The organism is Campylobacter sp. CS_NA3 (assembly GCF_027797495.1).
Lineage (GTDB): Bacteria > Campylobacterota > Campylobacteria > Campylobacterales > Campylobacteraceae > Campylobacter_B.
The window spans coordinates 645,306-668,785 of record NZ_CP115609.1 but is presented as its reverse complement, the minus strand read 5'-3'; the positions used below and the strand labels follow the sequence as shown (position 1 = coordinate 668,785).

General features: G+C 35.3%; 21 protein-coding genes and 1 other RNA gene. 11 read left to right on the top strand and 11 right to left on the bottom strand.

Translation table 11 applies throughout. The annotated features are described in order from the left end of the window. Positions 1–2 precede the first annotated feature (2 nt). Positions 3–344, top strand: a complete 342-nt coding sequence (gene hypA / locus PF026_RS03370; RefSeq protein ID WP_270863756.1) for a hydrogenase maturation nickel metallochaperone HypA — start codon at positions 3–5, stop codon at positions 342–344. A gap of 361 nt (positions 345–705) precedes the next feature. Here hypA and PF026_RS03365 read toward each other — a convergent pair whose 3' ends face one another. The 8 genes from PF026_RS03365 to truD form a co-directional block, all read right to left on the bottom strand. Further along, complete coding sequence (locus PF026_RS03365) at positions 706–1,110, bottom strand: hypothetical protein (protein ID WP_270863755.1); 405 nt, start codon at positions 1,108–1,110, stop codon at positions 706–708. Between the two features lie 10 nt (positions 1,111–1,120). Further along, positions 1,121–1,690, bottom strand: a complete 570-nt coding sequence (locus PF026_RS03360) for a SixA phosphatase family protein (protein WP_270863754.1) — start codon at positions 1,688–1,690, stop codon at positions 1,121–1,123. Between the two features lie 9 nt (positions 1,691–1,699). After that, on the bottom strand, positions 1,700–2,521 hold the full coding sequence (locus PF026_RS03355) for a ferritin-like domain-containing protein (protein WP_270863753.1): 822 nt from the start codon (positions 2,519–2,521) through the stop codon (positions 1,700–1,702). Beyond that, positions 2,508–2,966 carry a rhomboid family intramembrane serine protease gene (locus tag PF026_RS03350; protein ID WP_270864024.1) on the bottom strand — a complete coding sequence of 153 codons (459 nt, stop codon included), beginning with the start codon at positions 2,964–2,966 and terminating at the stop codon, positions 2,508–2,510. Before PF026_RS03350 ends, PF026_RS03355 begins: the two co-directional genes overlap by 14 nt. 196 nt (positions 2,967–3,162) lie before the next feature. Beyond that, on the bottom strand, positions 3,163–4,971 hold the full coding sequence (locus tag PF026_RS03345; protein ID WP_270863752.1) for a dynamin family protein: 1,809 nt from the start codon (positions 4,969–4,971) through the stop codon (positions 3,163–3,165). Further along, entirely contained in the window at positions 4,968–7,070 is a 2,103-nt protein-coding gene (locus tag PF026_RS03340) for a dynamin family protein (protein WP_270863751.1), read from the bottom strand. Before PF026_RS03340 ends, PF026_RS03345 begins: the two co-directional genes overlap by 4 nt. Before the next feature lie 95 nt (positions 7,071–7,165). Then, positions 7,166–7,521: RNase P RNA component class A (gene rnpB, locus PF026_RS03335), an RNA gene on the bottom strand. Between the two features lie 393 nt (positions 7,522–7,914). Then, a complete protein-coding gene (truD, locus tag PF026_RS03330) occupies positions 7,915–9,024 on the bottom strand; it encodes a tRNA pseudouridine(13) synthase TruD (protein WP_270863750.1) in 1,110 nt (369 codons plus the stop codon). A gap of 105 nt (positions 9,025–9,129) precedes the next feature. Here truD and PF026_RS03325 point away from each other — a divergent pair, with 105 nt between their 5' ends. After that, positions 9,130–10,161 carry a hypothetical protein gene (locus PF026_RS03325; protein ID WP_270863749.1) on the top strand — a complete coding sequence of 344 codons (1,032 nt, stop codon included), beginning with the start codon at positions 9,130–9,132 and terminating at the stop codon, positions 10,159–10,161. 10 nt (positions 10,162–10,171) lie between these two features. Next, positions 10,172–11,716, top strand: coding sequence for a phosphoethanolamine transferase (locus tag PF026_RS03320; protein ID WP_270863748.1), 1,545 nt, complete (start codon positions 10,172–10,174; stop codon positions 11,714–11,716). Positions 11,717–12,094: 378 nt separating this feature from the next. Here the strand turns inward: PF026_RS03320 and PF026_RS03315 are convergent, their stop codons facing one another. Beyond that, on the bottom strand, positions 12,095–14,668 hold the full coding sequence (locus PF026_RS03315) for an ATP-dependent Clp protease ATP-binding subunit (protein WP_270870450.1): 2,574 nt from the start codon (positions 14,666–14,668) through the stop codon (positions 12,095–12,097). Positions 14,669–14,913: 245 nt separating this feature from the next. On the opposite strand from PF026_RS03315, the gene PF026_RS03310 reads away from it, so the two are divergent. Genes PF026_RS03310 through PF026_RS03285 form a run of 6 tightly spaced genes read left to right on the top strand, consistent with a single transcriptional unit; the run spans position 14,914 to position 19,771 of the window. Next, on the top strand, positions 14,914–16,200 hold the full coding sequence (locus PF026_RS03310; protein WP_270864023.1) for a S41 family peptidase: 1,287 nt from the start codon (positions 14,914–14,916) through the stop codon (positions 16,198–16,200). Positions 16,201–16,209: 9 nt separating this feature from the next. Next, a complete protein-coding gene (gene purC, locus PF026_RS03305; RefSeq protein ID WP_270863746.1) occupies positions 16,210–16,926 on the top strand; it encodes a phosphoribosylaminoimidazolesuccinocarboxamide synthase in 717 nt (238 codons plus the stop codon). 8 nt (positions 16,927–16,934) lie between these two features. After that, a complete protein-coding gene (purS, locus tag PF026_RS03300) occupies positions 16,935–17,171 on the top strand; it encodes a phosphoribosylformylglycinamidine synthase subunit PurS (RefSeq protein ID WP_270870451.1) in 237 nt (78 codons plus the stop codon). Beyond that, positions 17,168–17,833 (top strand): phosphoribosylformylglycinamidine synthase I, encoded by a 666-nt coding sequence (purQ, locus tag PF026_RS03295; protein WP_270863745.1) that lies wholly within the window; start codon positions 17,168–17,170, stop codon positions 17,831–17,833. Before purS ends, purQ begins: the two co-directional genes overlap by 4 nt. Beyond that, complete coding sequence (locus PF026_RS03290) at positions 17,827–19,101, top strand: SH3 domain-containing protein (protein ID WP_270863744.1); 1,275 nt, start codon at positions 17,827–17,829, stop codon at positions 19,099–19,101. Before purQ ends, PF026_RS03290 begins: the two co-directional genes overlap by 7 nt. Then, positions 19,082–19,771, top strand: a complete 690-nt coding sequence (locus tag PF026_RS03285) for a lysophospholipid acyltransferase family protein (protein WP_270863743.1) — start codon at positions 19,082–19,084, stop codon at positions 19,769–19,771. Before PF026_RS03290 ends, PF026_RS03285 begins: the two co-directional genes overlap by 20 nt. 17 nt (positions 19,772–19,788) lie before the next feature. On the opposite strand, the gene PF026_RS03280 is transcribed toward PF026_RS03285, so the two are convergent. Together PF026_RS03280 and PF026_RS03275 are read right to left on the bottom strand one after the other, a co-directional pair. Next, the gene (locus PF026_RS03280; RefSeq protein WP_270863742.1) at positions 19,789–20,739 is read right to left on the bottom strand and encodes a fumarylacetoacetate hydrolase family protein; all 951 of its coding nucleotides are present in this window, start codon (positions 20,737–20,739) and stop codon (positions 19,789–19,791) included. Beyond that, positions 20,736–22,082 (bottom strand): class II 3-deoxy-7-phosphoheptulonate synthase, encoded by a 1,347-nt coding sequence (locus PF026_RS03275; RefSeq protein ID WP_270863741.1) that lies wholly within the window; start codon positions 22,080–22,082, stop codon positions 20,736–20,738. The genes PF026_RS03280 and PF026_RS03275 overlap by 4 nt, the downstream gene beginning before the upstream one ends. A 99-nt stretch (positions 22,083–22,181) precedes the next feature. Here PF026_RS03275 and rarD point away from each other — a divergent pair, with 99 nt between their 5' ends. Beyond that, entirely contained in the window at positions 22,182–23,060 is an 879-nt protein-coding gene (gene rarD / locus PF026_RS03270) for an EamA family transporter RarD (protein ID WP_270863740.1), read from the top strand. Then, positions 23,053–23,466, top strand: a complete 414-nt coding sequence (locus PF026_RS03265; RefSeq protein WP_270861358.1) for a hypothetical protein — start codon at positions 23,053–23,055, stop codon at positions 23,464–23,466. The genes rarD and PF026_RS03265 overlap by 8 nt, the downstream gene beginning before the upstream one ends. Positions 23,467–23,480 lie beyond the last annotated feature (14 nt).

Here is a 23,480-nt window from a genome sequence, read left to right as displayed (position 1 = left end):
ATATGCACGAAATGTCGATAGTGCAGAGCTTAGTGGAGCTTTGCGAGAAAAATTTAAACGAAAACGGTGGCGGAGAAATCAAAGAAATCGTAGTCAAAGTAGGCAGGCTAAGTGGCGTGGAAGCGCATTATTTGCAGAGTTGCTACGATGTGTTTAGGCAGGGCACGGTCTGCGAAAATGCCGAGCTAAAAATCCATATCCAAGATGTCGTAATAGAGTGCGAAAAGTGCGGATACAACGGCGTTTTGGAGCAAAACAACTTCATCTGTCCAAAATGCGAGAGCAGAAATTTGCGAGTAACCGACGGCGAAGATCTCTACCTAATGCAACTTGTGATTGAGTAGGTGCGCTATGAATTTAAACGAAAACGGTGATTATTTTTATTGTGTTTTGGATTATCGCAAGAACGATGAAATATATTTAAAACAATTTAACTATTTTTTTCTGATACAAACTAAATTTTTTAATGAATTTGTAAATTCCGTTGTGCGAAAGTAGCCGAAAAGAAAAATATAAAAAAGTTTGAAAATTGCAGTTTTCAATACAAAATATTACGAAATTTGGCGTTTTGCGACTTGCGGTCGTATTCTTTGCTATCGAAAAACGATTTTTTGAAAGATTGCCAAATTTGTAAATTCCAAGTTAAGAGCCTAAAAATTTTCCAAATTCGACATAGTATTTGACAATGCAAAAAATTCAAAAAGATCAGTTTTCACAATCTTTATTTGAAATTTCAACTTCTATGAATTTAGCAAAGTTTTTTGTCGAATAGTTATAGTGTATAGCAATATTGTTTGTGCGATAAGGCTCAAATTCAGGCATACCGCAATACATTGATTTAAGCATATTTTTCACGGTTGTCGCATTTTGAGCCTTTTGCTCTGCATTTGCTGTTTCGATTGCGGCAGAATACTTAGCTGAATAGGCGAAATCATAGATAAGTGTGTCGTTTTCGCATTTTGCACTTTTGAGCGTTAGCATTTCATTTGAGAATTTTGCTTGTAGCTCTTGTTTGACAAAATCTAGTTCGCAAACATTTTGGGCATTTATTTTGCCTAACCCGCTAAAAACAATAATGCCTAAAAACGCCGTTAAAAATAGTTTCTTCATTGAAATTCCTTTATAAATTTATTTTTGGATTATGATAAAATACCATTTTACCGCTATTTCGCGAGATTTGGCTGAAATTTTGAGTTTGGAATTTTACACCCAAACACGAGCTTGGCGGAAAACTCTCTATCTCAAAATCAAAGCATAAAAAATCAGCCGCAAGAGCTATGGTTGGGTTATGAGCGACGATAAAAATTCGCTCAAATTTATCATTAAGTTGCTTTATAAAATTTAGCATTTCGCCCTGACCTGCTTCGTAAAGCTCGTCATTTGTGATAAATTCGCCATTAAATTTTAACTCGTTTGCGATTATTTGGGCTGTTTGAACTGCCCTATTTGCACTGCTTGTGATGATAACGCTAGGCAAAATGCCGTTTCTAGCGAATTTTTGGGCTAAAATTTTTGCCTGTTCGCGCCCTATTTCGTTTAAATTTCGCACAAAATCGCTACCAAAGTTTGCCTTGTCGTAACCACGACCACTTAAAAATTCATCTCCAAATTCATCACAAAAAATTTGCAAATTCTCAGCAGTTGCGATTTTTTCGGTTTTTGCGTGTCTTATAAAGTAAATTTCTTTCATTTTTGTCCTTTAAATTTGCCCTTGCAACTCTTTGATTTTTTCTATCTCTTTTGGCGAGTAACCGGCTTTTAGTCTAGCTTTTTCATTTATCATGCGAGTGGTTTTGTAAGCTTTTGGGTAGTGTTTTTGCACGATTTCAAAGAAAATATCATACGAAATTCCAAGTCGGTCGCACTCAAATTTAAACCATTTATCGCCCTTACTAGCGTGCGAAATTTCTTCATTTAAAATTATTTCTAAAAGTGGTTTTAAAGGCTTTTTATCGGGCATTTCATCGATTTTTGAAAGCAGGTAAAAATTCGCATCTAGCCCACCTGCTTCAAGGTGGCGAGGCACTACTGCCATACGCTCCAAAAGCGAATTTTGCGTCTTTTTTAACGCTTCAAAAAGTCCGTCATGAACGCTAAAATCGCCGTATTTAAAGCCTGTTTTTTCTAGCTCAGCATTTATCATATCAAAATGGCGAATTTCATCACTTGCTACTTCAAGCCAGTCTGCATAAAATTCGCGCGGTAGCCCTACAAAGCGATAACACGCATCAAGCGCAAGGTCGATTGCCGAGAATTCGATATGTGCCACAGAGTGCAAAAACAGAGCATTTTTATCCATACTTTGTTTTTTGAGATTTTTATTTTTTATCTTTATATCTTTTACCTGCTCGATTTTTAAGAATTTTGCATAAAACGGCTCGGTAAGTGGTTTTGGGCTAAATTTTTGCTCAAATTCCACTTCATTTACGCAAAATTTTGCGTAAAATTTTGCAAATTTTTCCTTTTTTTCTGCAACGCTACCGGCTTCTAAAATTTCTTCTATACTTTTAAAAAATTCCATATCTCTTATTTAAAAAACCATAGCCGTATCCAACCAAAAAGCCAAGTATATGGGCATACCACGCTACTTTTAAACCTACAAGCAGTGGCGCAAAACTCATAAGCAAAATCGCAACAAAAATGCCTTTTGCGTTGCGTTTGTCAAAATACGCTAAAACGCCAAGAAGCGCACAGATTACGCCACTTGCGCCAACCATATTTACGATATTTCCGTTTTTTGCGCTTATATAGATAAAAATTAGGCACAAAAGCGAAGTTAAAATCCCCGTTATAAAATACATAAACAAGAATTTTTTCGTCCCAAAAACTCTTTCTAAAATGCTTCCAAACTGCCACAATACCGCCATATTCATAGCGATATGAAAAATTCCGCCGTGCATAAACATAGTCGTTAAAAGTTGCCAAAAAAATCCCTGAAAAAAGAGAAAATTTAGCCCAAAAATCATATATAAATCGTATTTAAATTTAATAATTTCACAAAGCAAAACTATTAAAAAAACTGCGATATTTGCGATTATCAAACCAAGTGTTGCTTTTGCGCTATGAATTTCAAAAGAGTTTAAAAACACCATTTTCCTTTAAATTTTTTGATAAATTTAGCACGAATTTGCTTTTGATTTCATTTTTCGTGCAAAATTTAAACTAAATCAAATCCAAATTTATATTTTCCAGCCTATCAAAGGCAGAAATTTGACGATTTTTTAGCTGGGAAATGTAGTTTAAATTTTTATCCGTCGTGGTTTGATTAGCCAAAACTAGGCTTTTGCAAGCTCTATTTATAAACGCGCCGTTGCCTAAAAAATCATTTTCAAACTCATAATAGTGCAAATTATTTAGCAAAACCTTTTCAAAATCTTCAAATTTAGGATAATATAGCGAAAAAGTAGCGCTATCATCTTCGTAATCCGAAATCGATTTTGCGATTTTATTATCGATAAAATCTGCCGTTAAAACCACGGCGTTTGTGTAGTTTGTGGCGATTTTAATCATAATTTTTTCAAAAAATAGCTCTACTTTTCCCTTAAATTCGAAAAATGCCCTTTCATAATCTTTCAAAAACAGCTCATAAACTTCGCCTGCGATTTTATTTAAAGATGAAATCTCTTCCATAGAAAAAATCTCATTTTGGCGTTCTAGGCTTTCAAATTTACCCTTAAATAGCAAAATTTCGTTTTCAAAACTAGCGTAAATTTCATCAAATTCGCTCAAAATTTGCTCCCCAAATTTAGCCAAACGATTTTTAAATTTTCTAAACGAATTTGCTAGGCGATCGTCGTTGTAAATGAGATTTGAAAGTGCGCCGTCTTTGTTAAAATACGGGCTTTCGTAATCGATTTTTTCAAAATTTTCTTTTGAGATTAAGCCCTTTTTCTTGCGAAAATATGAGGCTTGTTTCGAGCTAACATTTTCAACCATAATCTTGCTTATGAAATTCGACATTTCTTTAATCTCGGCATAAAATTTTGCAAATTCTTCTGCGTAAATTTGCGATTTTTGCGTGATTAAATTCTGCATTTTTTCATCATTTGTTTTGATAATATTTTCTAAAATTTCATAAATTTCAATCAAATATTTTCGCTCAAATTTAAGCGAATCTAAAATCAAATTTAGCTTATTTATAGCAAAATTTTTCCGTCTATTTTCAAGCGAATTTAAAAAGCCCTTAACTTCGCTAAAACCGCTATGTGGCTCATTTTTTCGCTCTTGGTGCGACGAAATCGGCACGATAGCGCTAAAATGATTTCCGATTGTATTTTTGGCATACTCGCTTACTCTTTTTATCTCTTCGTCATTTAGCCTATCTTTTTGGCTCAAAACCGCGATTGAAGTATCTTTTAAAAACTCAGGCAGCAGCGATATTTCGCTAATCTCACTAGCTCTTGCAGCATTATCGATCAAACTTATCCACAAAACGCCAAAAACTTCATCAAATATCGCCAAAGTTTCGTTTGTATCGGCATTTGAGCGAGAATTCAGCCCCGGAGTATCGATAAATGAGATATTTTTTAAAATCTCATTTTTGCAAAAAATCGTAATATTTTTTATATCTTTTAAATCTTTTCGCTGATCGACAAAATTCGCTAGTGCCGATATTTCAAGCACTTCGTCCTGCCCGTTTGTGTGCGTTACGCTTAGCATTTCATTTGGAGCGTATTTTATAAGCGTTGGTTTTGCAGTTACCGGCACCACACCTGTTGGCAAAATTTCACTACCTAAAAGCGTGTTTAAAAATGTCGATTTTCCACTGCTAAACTGCCCTATTGCGGCAATTTTAACGGCTTCGTGTTCGATTGCACTAATCCCGCTTAAAATTTCGATTAATTTTTTTGACGGGTGAAAGCTAGGATCTTTTAATTTCGCGCAAATTCTCTCGCACTCGCCCCAAAATCCGTCTTTGAAAACAGGGTTGTATTTTTCTTTATATTCGGCGATGAAATTCTTTAAAATCATGCTAAAATCCTTTGTTTTATACTTAAAACTTCGTTTAATTTGATTTGTAAATTTTCTGCTTGGCTAAGAGCGTTTTGTGCGTCTTTGCCCGAAATTTCTAACGCCGATTTAAGGTCAAATTCTTTTTGTTTTAAGCTATCTTCTTGGTTTTTGAAAATTTCTTTTACTTCGTTTAAAAAACTTTGAGTGCAATCTTTTGCGATTTTAGCAAATTCATCGCTTAAATTTAGCCCACTTATAAATTCGCCAAAAAGCCCGTCTAGCTCGTTTGAAAGTGCGTTAAAGTCGGAATTTGATTTTAGTGTGTTTATGAGATTTGAATTCATTAAACTAAAATCGGGCTTTTTAAAGTTTTCTTCCATAAATTTTTTGGTATCAAATTTAAAATCAGAAATCCCGTAAAAACTCTCGCCAAGCATGGCTTTTAAATTCGCACTATCTTTTGCGATTCGTTGCGAAAACGATCTAAAAATATCGGTAATACAATCATTTAAGCCACTTGTTGCTATGATTTTTAATCTATCAAAATCAGGTTTTATTTTTTTGTTTTTTGCATATCTTAAATCGCTCAAAATTCGATCTTTTATCACTATTTGAGCCGATTTTAGCGAAGAAAAATCCAAACTTTTACTATAATCAAGCTTTGAAATCGTATCGTTTAACGAAATGCTTAGTTGCTCTAAATTCGCCTTTAACGCACAAATTTCTTTTGAAATTTGCTCCGATTTTGCGATGATTTCTTCTTTTCCGCTTAGTAAATTCGCCCTTTGTTCTTGCAAATTTGAAATCATCAAATCCGCCACAATCAAAATTTCCTTGCTAAATGAATCCAAAATCGCACCGGCTTTAATCGAATTTTCGCCAAAAAAGCTCTCATAAATGTGGTTTTTAAGCTCACTAATGCCCCTTTTGCTAAGGCTATCGATACAAAAAAACGAAACATTTGAAATCAAATTTTCATCAAATTCATACTCGCTAAGCTCTTCTTGTATGCTTTTGCGAGTGTATTTTAGCGCATCGGTTAAATCCTTATCGCTAAGCAAATCAGCGTGAGTTAAAACGACCATCAGCGAGTTGTTTTTTGAGTTTTTTAGCGTATCGACGATGAAGCTCATATCCTTTTTTGTCGAGCTTTGCGAAGCGTTCATAAGGTGGATTATCGCATCGCTTTCATACATAAAATTTTTTGTTAGCTCTTCACGCAAAACCACCGTATCATCGAGACCCGGGGTATCGACAATGCTAATGTTATCTTTTAAAATGTCCGAATTTAGGCTCATTTCTATCATTTTTATATATTTTGAAATCTCATTTTTCGCCGAAGTGTAGTTTATAAGTTCGGAAATTTCGATATTTTTATCGCCAAATTCGGCTTTAAATTTAGCGATTTCGTCTTTAAATTTATCGGAAAATCCCAAAATTTGCATTTCGTTTTCATCATAAAATTTGATCTTCGCCCATGCTTTTTCGCCGTATTTAAGTAGCGTTAAATTCGCCGTTTCAGGTATATTTGAAGTGCCAAGCACATTAAAATCCAAAAGCGCATTTAGCATACTTGATTTTCCTGCGTTTATCACGCCTGTAACCGAAACGGTAAAGTTGCTAGAATTTGCCCTTATTTTTGCATTTTGCAATCTACTTTTAAAATTTTCATCGATTTGCGAGAGTTTATCGGCACTTTCATTTAACAAATCAATCTTTTTATAAAAAGCAAATTCCGAATTTTCTACCGATAAATTCGCAAAATCATCAGTTTTTAAACCATACAAAAACTCGCTAATCCTTGCAAATTCGCTCTCACAAATGATATTTTCATTTTTTAAAATCTCCATATCGAGCAAAATCTCAAATTTGGAAATTTTTAGCTTCCTTATAGCATTTATAATGCCGATTTGCAGGGCTTGAACGCCGTAAATTCCCACTTCAAATCCAAGTGATTTTAAAATCTCTTTAAAAGCATTTAACGACTTAAACTTTTCAAAATTTTCGCAGTTCGCACCAAGCACGATAGCAGCGACACTCGGCTCAGTTTTAAAAAGCAAATTTTGATCGATATAAAGCCTATTTATCCCCCAAATTTTATCCAAAAAATTATCCATAAAATCTCCGATAAAAATAATCCAAATAGTCTAGCAAAAAGTTATTGAAAGTTAGATTTAAAAATGAGATTTCTTTTAAATTTAAGCAAAAACTCACAAAAGGCATGGCGATAAGCCGAGTTCTGTTGTAACGGCCATTTATCTAGACTTGATTTTGCAACCAAGTTCAAGCGAAGGGTAAAATATAAGACAAAACCACCCCTTCTTGCTGCGTGTCGGGTTTATAAGGCTATCTTTGTCGCCAAAGATACCGGTGAGCTCTTACCTCGCCGTTTCACCATCACCGAGCCAATTTCTTTCAAAAGATTTGAAATGCTTAAATTCCGTTGGTCTCGGCAGTTTGCTTTCTGTTACACTTTCCCTAAGGTTACCCTCGGCGTCCGTTAGACGCGACACTGTCTTATTGCAGCTCGGACTTTCCTCTTTTTCAAGCGACCGTTTGCCATGCCTTTTTGAGCCGAAATTGTATCAAAAAATGGTTAAAATTTAGCTTTTTAAAATTAGAAATTTAATTTTAAATTTGTCTCAACTGTCATTGCGAGACTTTGCGACAGCAAAGTCGTGGCAATCGCCAATGGTTACGAAATCGCTATGTAAATTCGCAAATTTAAATTTGATTTTATAAAAAATTTGCTAATGCAAATTTTTAGATTGAGTTGTTTTGTAAATTCAAATTTTGGCGATTGCTTCGAGTTTCTACGAAACTCTCGCAATGACAAATTTTAGCAAATTTAAATTCGGTAAGTATCGTTTGATGCTGAATTTATTTAAATTTACAAATTTAAACTTACTATTGCAAATTTATTCAAGATGTTTCTCGCTAAATTAAATGTAATGATAAATATCAAATCTCACCAAGTCTGTCGAAAATGTCGCAATGCAAAATCTCTTCCAGCACAACGGTGGCGTAAGAGCCTTTTGGCAGATAAAATTCCAAACAAACCTGCGCCTTGTTTTCATCGTAAGAAAATTTTGCATTTTCGATAAAACTCCACGCAAATCGCCGTCCGCCCGTCATTTTGTGCGTAAATTCACTAGCAACGCCAAAAATTTCATCTTCAAATTTTTTGGCGATTTCGCTTGAAGCGATACCGCTTTTTCCCACTAAAAGCCCTGCACTAGTTATATCACGGCGTAAAAAACGCTGCACTTCTGCGTCCAAATCTTCGCAAAGAAAAAATTTGCCGTGCGGAAAATGTCCCAAAACTTCGCCCTTTAAAAGCTTATAAAACTGCGGTTGCGAAGCGATTTGCTTAGCACTATCTTTATCAAAACCATAAATTTTTGCTAGTTCGCTCAGGCTAAATTCCTTAGCAAATTTTGAAATCTCAACTCGTTTTTCAAGCCAAAGGTTAAAAAGTTTGCTTTGATACGCACTGATTAAAAAATCTCGCATTTTAGGGTTTTTCATAGACTTTTCGCCGCGCAGTATCGCCAAACCTAACTCAAAATTATCTCCAAATTTGCCAAATCTTTGATAACCAAAATAGTTTGCAAAGCCCTGATTTGCGATATTTTCAAAGGCATTTTTAATTTTTTGCGCTTCAACCGGCAAAACCTTTTTTAAACGGATAAAAAAGTTATTTCCCTTTAAATGCCCGATTCTAAGCTTGTTTTCGTGGCGAGTTTGACTTAAAATTTTAATCTTTTCGTGGCTAAAATTCGCTAAATTCGCTTCAAATTTCGCAGGAAAACAGATATATTGTATCGTCAAGCCTTCTTTATCTTTTAGCCCAGCATAGCCAAATTCACGCATTTTCACGCCCAAATGTTCGCTAAAAATTTGCAAGGCTTGGCTAGTTGTAAGATCTTTTTTTTGCACCAAAATCACGCACCACTCGCCACTACCGCTAAATTCATAAAGCGGAACTTCTCGCACGATAAAATCAGCCGAGTTTTTACTAAAATGTGCGTTAATCGGGCTATGGTTTAGATAATATAAAAAATTTGGCATAGTGTTACCTTTGGTAATTTTTTTGGTGAATTTTAGTAAATTTGGGCTAAAAAACTTATTTATTAAGCCAAAATTTTGTAAAATGCGACTTTTTAAGGAGAAATTATGTTTGACTTGCGAGTTTTTAGATTTGAGCCAAAAATCGATATTTTAAGCTATTTTAAGCCATATTTTTATGAAAATTTAGAATTTGCTACGCTAAAAGATTTGTTAAATGATATTAAGGCAAATGACCCATATTTCGACTTTTCGAAAGCGAAATTTGCAAAAGTTAATGATTTTGGTGTGAGTTTGGACGAAAATTTATCAAATTTGATAAATTTATTTGGAAAAGAGCTTGTGATTTCGCCACTTAGCGAAAGATTTTCGTATAAAGATCTAAATTTTCACGCTGATGAATTTAATGCAAAATTTGAAATCTTTAAAGAATTTGCAAATAGCGATGATAAGGCATTTTATGAGAGTTTGGTAGCGAATTTTTACTGCGATAAAATGGCTAAATTTAGTGAAAATTATCTTGGAAATTCTAGCTTTATTTTTGCAAAATATCTGTGCGAAAAACACCCTGAGAAAAAATCGCAAATTTGCGAAATTATCAAGCCACAAATGGCATATTTTGCCCCTGCAAAGGTGCTAAATTTGGCTAACGGCGACGAAGCGTTTGAATATTTTTGCAAAGAATTTAACTATAAAAAGCCCAAAATCACGCCTCGTTGCGACCTTGACGAGAATTTGAGTAAAAACGATTTTAAGCATAAATTTGATGAATTTAGCGTTGCAGTCTATGGCGATGAAAATTTGGAAAAAATCGCACAAAATTTAGGTGCTAAAACCCTGAATTTCAAAGCAAAAGAGCTTAAATTTAACTCAGAAATTTACGAAATCGACAAAGAGTGTGCGCTTGGAATTTTAAGCGAGATTATTTTTGACGCTTATGATAGCGGGGCTGATTTTTTGCTTGTCGGCAGTCAAAAAGAATTTGAGCTATTTGACGGCAAAAACAGCGAAATTTGCAACTTTTTTGGGCGAAATTTGAGTGGATTTTATGTTTTAAAATGCGATGAATTTTTAGCCCTTGCCAAAGGCGAAAAACCACAAAGCCTAAGCGAACACAAACTAAAAGTAACTTTGATTTAAAGGAAAAATCGTGAATTTACACACACACACACAGAGAGAGAGAGAGAGAGCAAAATACGCTCTTATCGTTGTTGCGTTAATTTTAATTAGCATTTATTTGGTTTTAGGCACGGGAAGGTTTGCCCTTTTTGGTGGAGTGCCGTTTTTCGTAAATGTAGCCTATTTAACGCTTTCGGCGTTGCTTTTTATCCATTTAAAAAGGCTATTTTGGCTCTTTTTTGTTTTTGTTCTGTTTTTGGCATTTTATGCACCAGTTGGGCTACTTTACGGGCAGATAAATAACGCTTTTATGCTTACTCTTTGGGGGACTTACAGCAACGAAGCAAAGGAATTTTTAGAAAATTTTCCGCTTAAATACATAATTTTTTCCATTTTATCCATTGTTTTGATAATATTTTTCTATTTTATAACAAACAAAAAATCGCTATCAAAACACCAAATAATCGCATTTTTGGCGATTTTTATTATTACGACTGCAACGGGAAAAATTTGGCAAAGTGCAACAACTAGTTCATTTTCAAAAGCGATTAGATATTTTGGCGAAAGTTTAGAATATCTTAAACATTACAAAAGCGTTGAAATCACGCCAAAATGGCAAATAAATAGCGTGAAACCAAAATACAAAAACTTCGTCGTGGTTATCGGCGAAAGCGCTAGGCGAGATTATTTTGAAATTTACGGCTATCCGCTCAAAAATACCCAGTTTTTACGCCAAATTAACGGCACTTTTGTAGATGGTTTTACGGCTGTCGGCTTAAATACGCTTCCTGCCTTAAAATTTGTCTTAAATGAAAACGGAGATATAAATTTAAACATTGTAGATTTGGCAAATTTGGCGAATTTTGATACTTTTTGGTTTAGCAATCAAGGCTATATCGATTTTGCAGATACGCCAAATACCCTTGTGGCAAAAAGGGCGAAATTTTCATATTTTCTGCAAAATGACTTAAATCAAAATGACAAATCCGATGAAAATTTGATAAAACAATTTGCCAAAAAATTTGAAGAAAAAAGCGAAAATACAAGAGTTTTTTTCTTACACACCATAGGTTCGCACCCGATAACCTGCAAAAAACTAACTTCTAACGAGTATAAAAAATATTCGGATAAAAATACTTTTAATATAAATTGCTATGTCGAAAGTATCGCTCAAACCGATGAAAATTTGCGTTTGATTTATGAAATTTTATATCAAAATCAGCAAAAAACGGGCGAGAATTTTTCTATAATTTATTTTAGTGACCACGGACTTAGCACAAACCACAATATAAATCCGATAGAACTAATAGTGTTAGAAAACGCTTCAAAAGAGCATTTTGCCGTGCCTTTGATAAAAATTTCTAGCGACGATGTGGGGCAAAAATTTATAAAAAACGAAAGCTTTGCAAACTATTTTCCACAAAATTTCGCTCGTTGGCTTGGCGTAGAAGTTGCAAATTTTAGCGAATTTAGCGATATTTTCAGCGAAGTTACGCAAAAAGACACATTAAATGCAAAAAATTTGGTAAAAAATCCAAAATCCGACCCTGCGATCGACATTTCTAAATTTAGATAAATTTGGAAAACTCGGCTTTTTGATAAATTTTTAAAATTCACAAAAAGCCGAGTTTTGGTTTTTGCAAATTTCTAAACTTTTAGATTCTTCGCTTTTTTCAAAAAGCTCAGAATGACACGATGTTGTCATTGCGAGATTTTGCGTTAGCAAAATCGTGGCAATCGCCAGTGCTGAAATAACGAAAATGCAAATTTGCAGAATTTAAAAAATCCAAAAAAAAACAACCAAGTTTTAATCGCAATAAATTTGCAAAAACCAAATTCTGAATTTAATTATTGGCGATTGCTTCGTGTCTGACGACACTAGCAATGACAATGGAAAGCGAATTTGCTTCAAATGTCATTGCGAAGTTTTGGTTTTAACTTATCGGCAAAAATTCTACGAAACAACCTTTATTTCGATATTTTCGCCGTTTGCGTAGATTTGAAGTTTATCGCCTGATTTGATTTCATCTTGCAAAATCATATCGGCGATTTTATCTTCTACTAGCTCGTAAAGTGTCCTGCGAAGTGGTCTAGCGCCATACTCTGCATCAAATCCCGCACTTGCGATAAATTTAGCTCCGTTTTCGCTCAAAATTGCAGTTATGCCCCTATTTTCAAGCGTTTTTTGCAAATTTGCAAACATAATTTTTACAATTTTTATCAAATCATCTTCGCCCAAAGGATTAAAAATCACAATATCATCAAGGCGATTTAAAAATTCAGGCTTGAAATAGTTTTTAAGCTCCATTTTAACGGCATTTTCTCGCTCGTTCGCGTTTAAATTCATAATCTTATCAGAAGCGATGTTGCTCGTTAAAATGATAATCGTATTTTTAAAATCCACCGTAACGCCCTTGTTATCGGTCGCCCTGCCGTCATCGAGTATGCCAAGCAAGATATTAAAAACATCTTTATGCGCCTTTTCTATTTCGTCGAAAAGTAGCACAGAATACGGCTTTCTTCGCACTGCTTCGCTTAGCTGACCGCCCTCGTCGTATCCGACATATCCCGGAGGCGCACCAAGCAAACGCGAAACGCTGTGTTTTTCCATATATTCGCTCATATCAAAGCGAATCATCGCCTTTTCATCGTCAAACAAAAACTTCGCCAAAGTCTTTGCGCTCTCGGTTTTGCCAACGCCCGTTGGTCCTAAAAACAAAAAGCTTCCTATCGGACGATTTTCATTTATAAGACCTGCTTTGTTGCGTTTAACAGCCCTTGCAATGGCGTGAAGTGCCGCGTCTTGCCCTATTACAGACTTCTTTAAATGCTCTTCGATATGCAGATATTTCTCTTTTTCGCTAGATAACATTTTTTTAACCGAAATGCCCGTCCATTTGCTTAAAATCTCAGCCACAGCGTCTTCATCGACACGATTTTTTAGCAAAACACCTTGTTCTTTCATCGCTTCCCATTTAGTTTCTAGTTCTTTTACCTTTGCCTGTGCGGCGGGAATTTTGCCGTATTCGATCTCGGCGGCTTTGCTTAAATCGCCCTTGCTTTTTGCCAAATTTGCTTCGTTTTTAAGGCTATCGATTTGTTTTTTTGCTTCGCTAATGCCGTTAAATACGGACTTTTCGTTTTCAAATTTAGCATTTAGCGAATTTTGCTTTTCTTTTAAATTCTCAATCTCTTTTTCGATTTCACTAAGTCTTGCTTCGTTTTTCTCGTCATTTTCAAGCTTTAAGGCTTCTTTTTCAACGCCAAGAGCGATTATATCGCGTTTTGTTTTAGCAAGTTCATAAGGCTCACTCTCGATTTGCATTTTAAGCTCAGCAGCGGCTTCATCGATCAAATCAATCGCCTTATCAGGCAAAAACCTACCGCTGATATAGCGATGACTTAGCTTTGCGGCTGCCACGAGCGCACTATCTGTAATGGTTACATTGTGATGGACTTCAAGGCGTTCTTTTATACCACGCAAAATTCCGATAGCTTCATTTACGCTTGGCTCATCGACATTTACGGGCTGAAAACGGCGTTGCAAAGCGGCGTCTTTTTCGAAATATTTTCGGTATTCTTTAAGCGTAGTTGCGCCTATGGCGTGGAGTTCGCCACGCGCAAGAGCCGGTTTTAAGATATTTGCAGCGTCCATGCTACCTTCACTGGCTCCTGCCCCCACAATCGTATGAATTTCATCGATAAATAAAATCACATTTTCGCTTTTGATAACTTCGTCGATGACGGCTTTTAAGCGATCTTCAAATTCGCCGCGATACTTAGCACCTGCGATTAACGCACTCATATCAAGCGCGATAACTCGCTTGTTTTGTAAGCTAAGTGGCACTTCTTTTTTGGCGATGAGCTGAGCTAAGCCCTCGACAATAGCCGTTTTTCCGACACCCGGTTCGCCAAGCAAAATAGGATTATTTTTTGTTTTTCGGATTAAAATTTGCATAACTCTGCTGATAACTTCGTCCCTACCGATGACCGGATCTAGTTTGCCCTGCATGGCTTTTTGCGTTAAATCTGCGCCAAATTTGCTTAGGCTTTCTAGCGTTTCATCGGCAGTTTGCGAATTTATATTTTTCCCACCACGAAGCGCTTCAAGCTCTTTTTTAAATTCGCTAATGTCGCAAAATTTCGCCAAAATTTCGCCAAATTCGCTACTTAAATTCGCCAAAATCCAAGTATCCACAGCAATAAAACTATCGCCCAAACTTTTCATTAAGCCTTTTGAATTTTCTAACGAATTTATCACACCTTGCGAAATTTTTATATTTTCTTTACTTACATTTGAACTAGTCGGCAAATTTGAAATTTTACTCTTAAATTCGAGCTCCACGGCAGATTTATTGATACCAAATTTGTTTAAAATTTGATTAACCACCGAGCTAGTGTCCGTAACCAAACCCCAAAAAATATGCAAATTTGTTACTTCTATATTTTTTGAGTGAATAGCCAAAGACACGCCACTATCGATAGCTGAGCGCATTTTGTCAGTTAAAATTTCGAATATTTCTTTCATAGTTTTCTCCTTAACTTTATATTTGTCGTATTATATACTTTTAGTCAAGTAATGTCAAGTTTATTAAATAATATTTTTTAATTTTGAACTAAATTTAAACAAAATTTGAAAATTTTACGATGAATAAATTTAAATTTTTTGCATTTTTTTACCTTTTTTTTAGCCAAAATTTAATAAAATTCAGCCTATTTTATTTATAAGGCGAACTAATTTTGAAAACAAATAGAATATTTTTTACAATCGGTATGTGTTTAACATTTTGTGCGGGGCTTTTTTTTAGCGGAGAGCTTCAAGCTGCCGATACGAAAAAAAAGGAAGTTAGCGAAAAATCGCGTTTAGAAGCACTAGCAAAACTTACAAAAACTTTGGCGATAATCGAAAATAACTATGTCGAAGAGTTAAGTTTTACCGAAATCGTGGATAAAACAATCGCAGGACTTATGGGAAATTTAGATGCTCATTCAAGTTTTATGGACGAAAAGTCTTTTAATGATACGAAAGTGCAAACTCAGGGCGAATTTGGCGGACTTGGAATACAAGTTGGTATGAAAGACGGAGCTTTAACGGTTATTGCCCCGATTGAAGGTACGCCTGCCGATAAAAAAGGGATAAAAGCAAATGATGTTATTTTGCGAATCGACGGAAATGCGACATTTGGCATAACTATCGATGAAGCAGTTTCCAAAATGCGTGGAAAACCAAAAACGCCTATTACGCTTACGATTGTGCGAAAAGGCGAAAGCAAACCTTTTGATGTCGAAATCGTGCGTGATATTATAAAAGTCGAATCTGCTTATGCAAAAATGGTTGAAGATGAAAATATTTTATATCTAAGAATTACAAATTTTGATCAACACATAACTGCCGATGCGACTAAATTTATAAAAGAACAGCCAAATGCAAAAGGCATTATTTTGGATTTGCGAAATAATCCGGGCGGACTTTTAGATCAAGCTATCGGGCTAGTAAATTTATTTGTTGATAAGGGCTTAATCGTATCTCAAAAAGGCAGAAGCGACGCAAAAGAAGAACGCCACGAAGCAGACCCAAAGAAAAAAGTTACCGATTTGCCTTTGGTTGTTTTAGTCAATGGCGGAAGTGCAAGTGCAAGTGAAATCGTAAGCGGTTCGCTTCAAGATTTAAAACGAGCCGTCGTCGTCGGCGAAAATACTTTCGGAAAAGGTAGTGTTCAGGTAATTTTACCGATAGAAAATAAAGAAGCTTTGCGTCTTACTATCGCAAGGTATTATCTTTCAAGCGGCAGAACTATCCAAGCTGTCGGCGTTACGCCAGATCTCATAGTTTATCCAGGCAAAGTGCCAGTAGTAGGCGAAGATAATTTTTCTATCAAAGAAGCTGATTTGAAAAAACATTTAGAGGGCGAACTAGCTAAAATCGAGCCTAAAAAAGAAGAAAGTAGTGAAACAAAAGAAAAAGATAACAAAAAAATAATTACAAAAGCTCAAATCAACGATGATATTCAGTTAAAAACAGCAATAGATACGCTTAAAGTTTTAAATATAAAAAAATAGGAGAATTTCATGGCAACTAAAAAAGAGATGATTTACGAAGGAAAAGGCAAAAAAATGTGGAGCGTAAGCGAAGATGAAAATTTGCTTATCTCTGAGTATAAAGATTCACTAACTGCATTTAACGGCGTTAAAAAGGCAGAAGAAAGCGGAAAAGGTGCGCTAAACTGCAAAATTTCAACTCAAATTTTTCATTTATTAGAGCAAAATGGTATTAAAACTGCATTAGTTGAAACACTAAACGATACCGAACAACTCGTTAAAAAATGCAAAATTTTCCCACTTGAAATAATCGCACGAAATATCGCCACAGGCTCACTTACAAAACGACTTGGCATTACTGATGGCACTGAACTACCTTTTACTTTGGTTGAATTTTGTTATAAAGACGATGATTTGGGGGATCCGCTGATAAATGATGAACACGCTATTATTTTAGGCGCAGTTTCTAGTCAAAGCGAAATCGATGAGCTAAAAGCAATCGCTAGAAAAATCAACGAAATTTTATTTAAATTCTTTGCCGAAAAAGGGCTAAAACTAGTTGATTTTAAAATCGAACTCGGACTTGATAAAGACGGAAATATCCTACTAGCCGATGAAATAAGCCCTGATAGCTGTCGTTTTTGGGACGCAAAAACAAATCAAAAACTTGATAAAGATGTATTTAGACAAAATTTAGGCAATGTAAAAGTTGCTTACGAAGAAGTTCTAAGACGAATTTTAAACTAAGGAAAAATATGAAAGTTGTAGTAAATGTAAAATTAAAACCGGGCGTTTTAGATCCGCAAGGAAAAGCCGTCAAACACGCTCTTAGCTCACTTGGATTTAAAGGCGTTGGAGATGTTAGAATCGGCAAACAAATCGTTTTAGAAATCGAAGAAAGCGATAAAGAAAAAGCTAGAAAAATCGCAACCGATATGTGTGATGAAATTTTGGCAAACACAGTTATTGAAGATTACGAGATAGTTCTATGAAAGTTGCAATCATAAATTTTCCCGGCACAAACTGCGAACGGGATACAAAATACGCTTTTGATTTGCTTGGTGCAAAATCAGAAATAATCTGGCATAAAGAAACTAGCTTGGAAGCTGATTTGGTCGTGCTTCCGGGCGGTTTTAGCCATGGGGATTACCTTAGGACGGCTGCGATTGCTAAATTTAGCCCTATTATGAACGCTGTTGTAGAACATGCCAAAAAAGGCGGTTATATTTTAGGAATTTGCAACGGATTTCAAATGCTTTTAGAGCTTAAACTTCTAAGCGGAGCGATGAATAGAAACATAAATTTGAGTTTTATCTCGAAATATCATCATCTAAAAGTTGTTTCAAATGACAATAAATTCTTGTCAAATTGCAAAAAAGATGAGATTTTAAATATTCCTATCGCGCACGGCGAAGGTAACTACTATGTCGATGAAAACACGCTAAAATCGATGTATGAAAACGATCAAATTCTGCTAAAATACTGCGATGAAAACGGCGAGATTTCAAATCCAAACGGCTCAGTTGATGCCGTAGCAGGAATTTGCGATAAAAACAAAAAAATATTTGGTCTTATGCCACACCCTGAACGCGCTATCGAAAAGATTTTAGGTGGCGATGACGGCGCAAAAATGTTAAAAGGTTTGATTTGGTAAGAGTTCTTTTCGTGCTTTTTGCACTTTTTAGTTTTAGTTTTGGAAATGACGATATAAACATAAATTCGCTTGAAGATTTGTCTAAATTTGCGCCGCAAAACGACAAAGAGATCAAAAAATCAAATAAACGCATTCCTATCCAGTTTAGCGAACGAGAAATTAGAAAAAAAGATAGTTTCAGCCTTGATGATTTGGATATGCTAGCACCTACAAATGAAAGCGAACTAGATCGCACGGGCGATGTCTATCAAAGTGTAAAAATAACAAAATTAACACTAAAAGCCGAAAATGCACCAAAAAAAGTCTATGTTAATCAAATTTTTAAAATTGATTTCATCGTTTATTTGGGACAAAAAGTCAGCGTAACGCCAAATTTACAAATCGATAAAACAGAAAGCCTAAAATGGCTAAATGCAGAAAATCTTACTTGGATAAACGGCGAAGATATGCTGGAAGCCACGCTTTGGTTTGAAGCAAGTGATAAAAACGCTAAAATAAACGATATGACGCTTGTGCTAAATCGAAACGGCGAGTTTTTTCAAGAAGCCAGTATCAAACCACAATCACCAGAATTTATCGATATAGCAAAAAAAGATAATTACGCAAATATCGCAGCAGATGAACTTAAAGTCAAAGACTATAAAACTACCAAATTTGATGATAATTCAAATTTACTAACGCTAAATTTAAGCGTAAAAAACGCAAATTTAAGCTCATTTCATTTAGAAAATCCAAACATTTTAAAACAAGGTGTAGATAGCATTCGCGGAAATTACGCAAATCAAAACGGTTATTATTTCGCCGTTTTTGATAATAATATTACTAAATTTGATTTTAGTTATTTTAATTTGCAAACCAAAAAAATGGAGAATTTTTCAGTTGATGCAAGAGCAGTAACCGAAGATCTCAGCACTCAAATCGGACTAAATCCAAAAGAGAGCAAATTTAAAATTTACAAAGATATTGCCATTTATAGCCTTGCTGCACTACTTGTGGTAATGTTTATAGCTAGTAAAAATATCACACCACTTATATTTGCAGGACTTGTTTTGGCTGTGAATTTTTATTTCCAAAAGCCCGAAGGCAACGGAGTTTTAAACGAAAAAACGGCAGTTAAAATTTTGCCGATTGCGAATTCAACGATTTTTTATGTAACGCAAAAAAGCGAAAATGCCGAAATTTTAGATGCAAACAACGAATATTACAAAATTTTATTGGAAAACGGGAAAATCGGCTGGGTGGAAAAAAATGATATTAGGAAAAATTAGAGCGCTCATTTATGCGGCTATTTTCATCGGCACAGTCGCATTTGTCGTGCTATTAATGACCCTGTTTAACAAATTCCACCACAAATTTAGACGCGCTTGGGCGAAAGTGCAACGCTTTTGCATAGGATATAAAATCGAGCAAATCGGCGAATTTAGTGACGAAGCAGATATGATAATCCTAAATCATCAAAGCATACTTGATATTATCGCACTTGAAGAAACGCACCCTGCAAATTTATGCTGGATAGCCAAAAAAGAAATCGGCGAAATACCAATAATAGGCAAAATTTTATCACTTCCAAAAATGATAGCAGTCGATAGAAACAATCCACGCGATCTCGTTCGAATAGTCAGAGAAGCCGAAGATCGCCTAAACGAAGGACGCGTTATAGCGATGTTTCCGGAAGGCACTAGACGAAGAGGCGATGAACTTTTAGAATTTCAAAAAGGTGCAAAAATCATCGCCGAAAAGCTAAATTTAAAGGTTCAACCTATCGTGTTAGTTGGGACAAAAGAGATTATGAATTCGCACGATTTCACGCTAAAAAGTGGTTTGGTTAAAATTATCTGTCTTGATTTAGTCGATTTAAATGACAAAAACTGGCTTGAAAACACACGAACAAAAATGCAAGAAATATTAGAAAAATATACACAAAACAGCAGTAAATAGCAAATTTAAAAAATTTGCTATTTTACGATATTTTTTAAAGTTCCGATTTTTTCGATTTCACAAAGCACTTCATCACCGCTTTTTAGGAATTTTGGAGGCTCAAAACCCATACCGACACCGCTTGGCGTTCCCATAGATATGATTGTTCCTGCTTTTAAAGTCATTGCACTACTTAGCTCGGCGATTACAAAATGCTCGTTAAAAATCATCTTTGAAGTGTTTGAATTTTGCCTTAATTCGCCGTTTATAAAGCATTTTATATCCAAATTTGAGCTATCGATTTCATCGCTTGTAACGATATGCGGTCCCATTGCCGTAAAGCCGTCTAAACTTTTGCCGAAATAAAACTGCTTGTGACGATTTTGCAAATCTCTTGCGCTAATATCGTTTAAAATCGTATAGCCAAAAATGTAGTCTTTGGCGTTTTGGGTGCTAACATTTTTTGCATCTTTGCCGATAATGACGGCTAGTTCGCACTCATAATCAAGCTTTTCGGTTACATCAAAATGCCCGTCTATAAACGCGCCGTCCCCGATAGCTTCATTTACTCGCTTTGAAAAATACACGGCAAATTCGCGTTTGCCGTCAAATTTGATATTTTTAAATTTATAGCTTTCTTCTGCGTGTTCCATATAGTTTATGCCCAAGCAAATTATGTCTTGGCGTGGCGTGATAATGGGGGCAAGAATTTGCACTTCTGCCCTGCTTTTTCCACCGGTTTTTTGCGAAATTTCACGCAAAATTTGCAAATCTTTTTCGGTTTTATTTATGATAAAATCGTTCATATCGGCAAATTCTAAACCAAATTCGCCAAATTCAAAAATGCTCTCGTCTTTTCCTAAAACGCCCAATTTTTCATTTGGAATTTCAAATTCCAGCTTTCCTAAATTCAGTCCGCCTATGCCGTCGTTATCTGTTTCAACAAGCGTTTGCTTTGGATTTAAATCCCTAAATGTAACAAATCTCATTTGTTTCTATCTTTTAGGTTGTCTGCTATCAAAAATGCTAGTTCAAGCGCTTGATCTGCATTTAGACGCGGATCGCACTGCGTTTCGTAGCGTTCTTCTAGTGTTTTTTCGGTTACATTAAACGCCCCGCCTGTGCATTCTGTTACATCTTGACCTGTCATTTCAAGGTGAATTCCACCTGCAATGGTGCCTTCGGCTTTATGAATTTCAAAAAAGCTCTTAACTTCGCTTAAAACTTTATCAAATTCGCGTGTTTTATAGTTATTTGAAGTTTTTACGGTGTTGCCGTGCATAGGATCGATACTATACAAAATTTCCCTGCCCTCTTTTTTAAGATTTCGCAAAATTTGTGGCAATTTTTCGCCGATAATATCGGCTCCCATGCGAATTATCACATTTAATCGCCCTGCTTCGTTGTTTGGATTTAACGCATCTGCTAGACGCAAAATCTCATCGCTTTCGATTTTTGGACCGACTTTTACCCCGATAGGGTTTTTAATCCCGCTCATATAATGCACATGGGCATCATTAACGCCACGAGTGCGTTCGCCTATCCACACCATGTGAGCAGAACAATCATAAGGATCTCCTGTTAGGCTATCTATGCGAGTTAAGCACTCTTCATAATGCAAAAGTAACGCTTCGTGCGAAGTATAAAGCACGGTTTCGCTTAGGCTTGGCGAGTTATCGGTATTTACGCCACATGCTTCCATAAATTTAAGCGTTCGCGAAATTTCATCGCTAAGTTCGTTAAATTTATCTTGCAAATCGCCCTTTTTAAGAAAACCCAAATTCCATTTATGCACTTCGTGTAAATTTGCCAAACCGCCCCTTGAAAAGGCTCTTAGCAAGTTTAGCGTAGAAGCACTTTGATGATAAGCTTCTATCATACGATTTGGATCAGGAACTCTTGCAGCTTCATTAAATTCAAAGCCATTTATAATATCGCCACGATAGCTTGGTAGTTTTACGCCACCAACTTCTTCAAAATCGCTACTTCTTGGTTTTGCAAATTGACCTGCTATGCGCCCTACTTTTACGACAGGGCAACCTGCTGCAAATGTAAGAACAATCGCCATTTGAAGCATAACTTTAAACATATCTCTTATGTTGTTTGCACTAAAATTTGAAAAACTCTCAGCACAATCGCCACCTTGAAGCAAAAACGCTTCGCCTTTTGTTGCCCTTGCAAGTTCTTTTTTAAGGTTTCGCACTTCGCCCGCAAACACAAGCGGCGGTAATTTTTGCAATCTATCTTTTACACCTTGCAACTGCTCCAAATTCGGATAAGTCGGCTGCTGCAAGATATTATAATTTTGCCACGAATTTATATCCCAGCTCATATTTTTCCTTTTAATTTTAAATTTAGCGGATTATTTTACCAAAAATAAGCTTTTATTAAACCAAAAAACTTTAAAATACACGCAAAAAAAGCGAAAGATATGCCAAAAAATAGTCAAACAACAGCCCTTATTTTAGGAATTTCTACATTTGTTATGTGGGGCGTTTTTCCTATTTATTTTAAAATGTTAGAACACGCTAGCGCACTTGAAGTTTTGGCTCATCGCATTATTTGGTCGGTTGTATTTTTGCTAATCTTTATCAAATACAAAAATCGAATTCGCACTTTACAAGAAATTCTCCACAACAAAAAAACTCTCAAAACGCTCTTTATAACGGGGCTTTTTATCGCATCAAACTGGGGAATTTATATTTATGCAGTAAATTCAGATCAAATACTTGAAAGCGGTTTGGGATATTTTATAAATCCGCTTTTTTCTATGCTTTTGGGGGCAATTTTTTTAAAAGAAAGGCTGAATTTAGCAGGAAAAATCTCAGTTTTTTTAGTTTTTATCGCAATCGCTATCCAAATTTACTCTCTTGGAAAATTGCCTTTTATTTCAATTATTTTGCCTGCAAGTTTTGCGATATACGGGCTTTTAAAGAAAAAACTAGCCGTGCCTTCGATGGAAGGGCTTTTTGTCGAAACCATGCTTTTATTTCCGTTTGCACTACTTTATGGACTTTTTCTTTGCGGCAGTGGCAGCGCAGAATTTGGACTAAATCACCTTGCGCCGATTTTCATTTTTAGTGGAATTGTAACGGTTTTACCGCTTATAACATTTAATCTTGCCGCAAAAAAACTAAGCCTTTCGACACTCGGATTTATGCAATACATAAGCCCTACTATGCAAATTCTCATAGCAGTTTTTATGTATGGCGAAAATTTAGACTTTTACAAAATAATAAGTTTTATCATTATTTGGATAGGAATAGCAATAGTTTCAATCGATAGTTTAAAAGGGGCAAAAAATGGTTAATTTTACAATTATTTTTTTGGTAATAGTAGGCGTAGCACTCATAGTGCATAGTGAAATCAAACGAATCGTCGCAAAAGCTGAAATTTATGAACTCTCGCCACAAAACGACAAGTATATAAAATTTTGCGATATAATCGATATGCAAATTTCGAATTTAAGGCTAGAAGAGCTTAAAAACAGCGATGAAAAAGATGAATTTTTAAACGAACTAGCAAATTTAAGCAAAGAGTTGGTTTTTATCCAAAATATGCACTCAACGAACAAAAACGCAAAAGTTTGGGAAGAAAAATTGTTTAATTTTTTAAGCAAAATTGACGGCGTGATTGAAAAATATTTACAAAACTCAACCGAAATTTGCGATAATCTAAAAGAAAAACTAATGAGCGAATTCAAAAAACTATCTTAGAAAATAACTCTAAA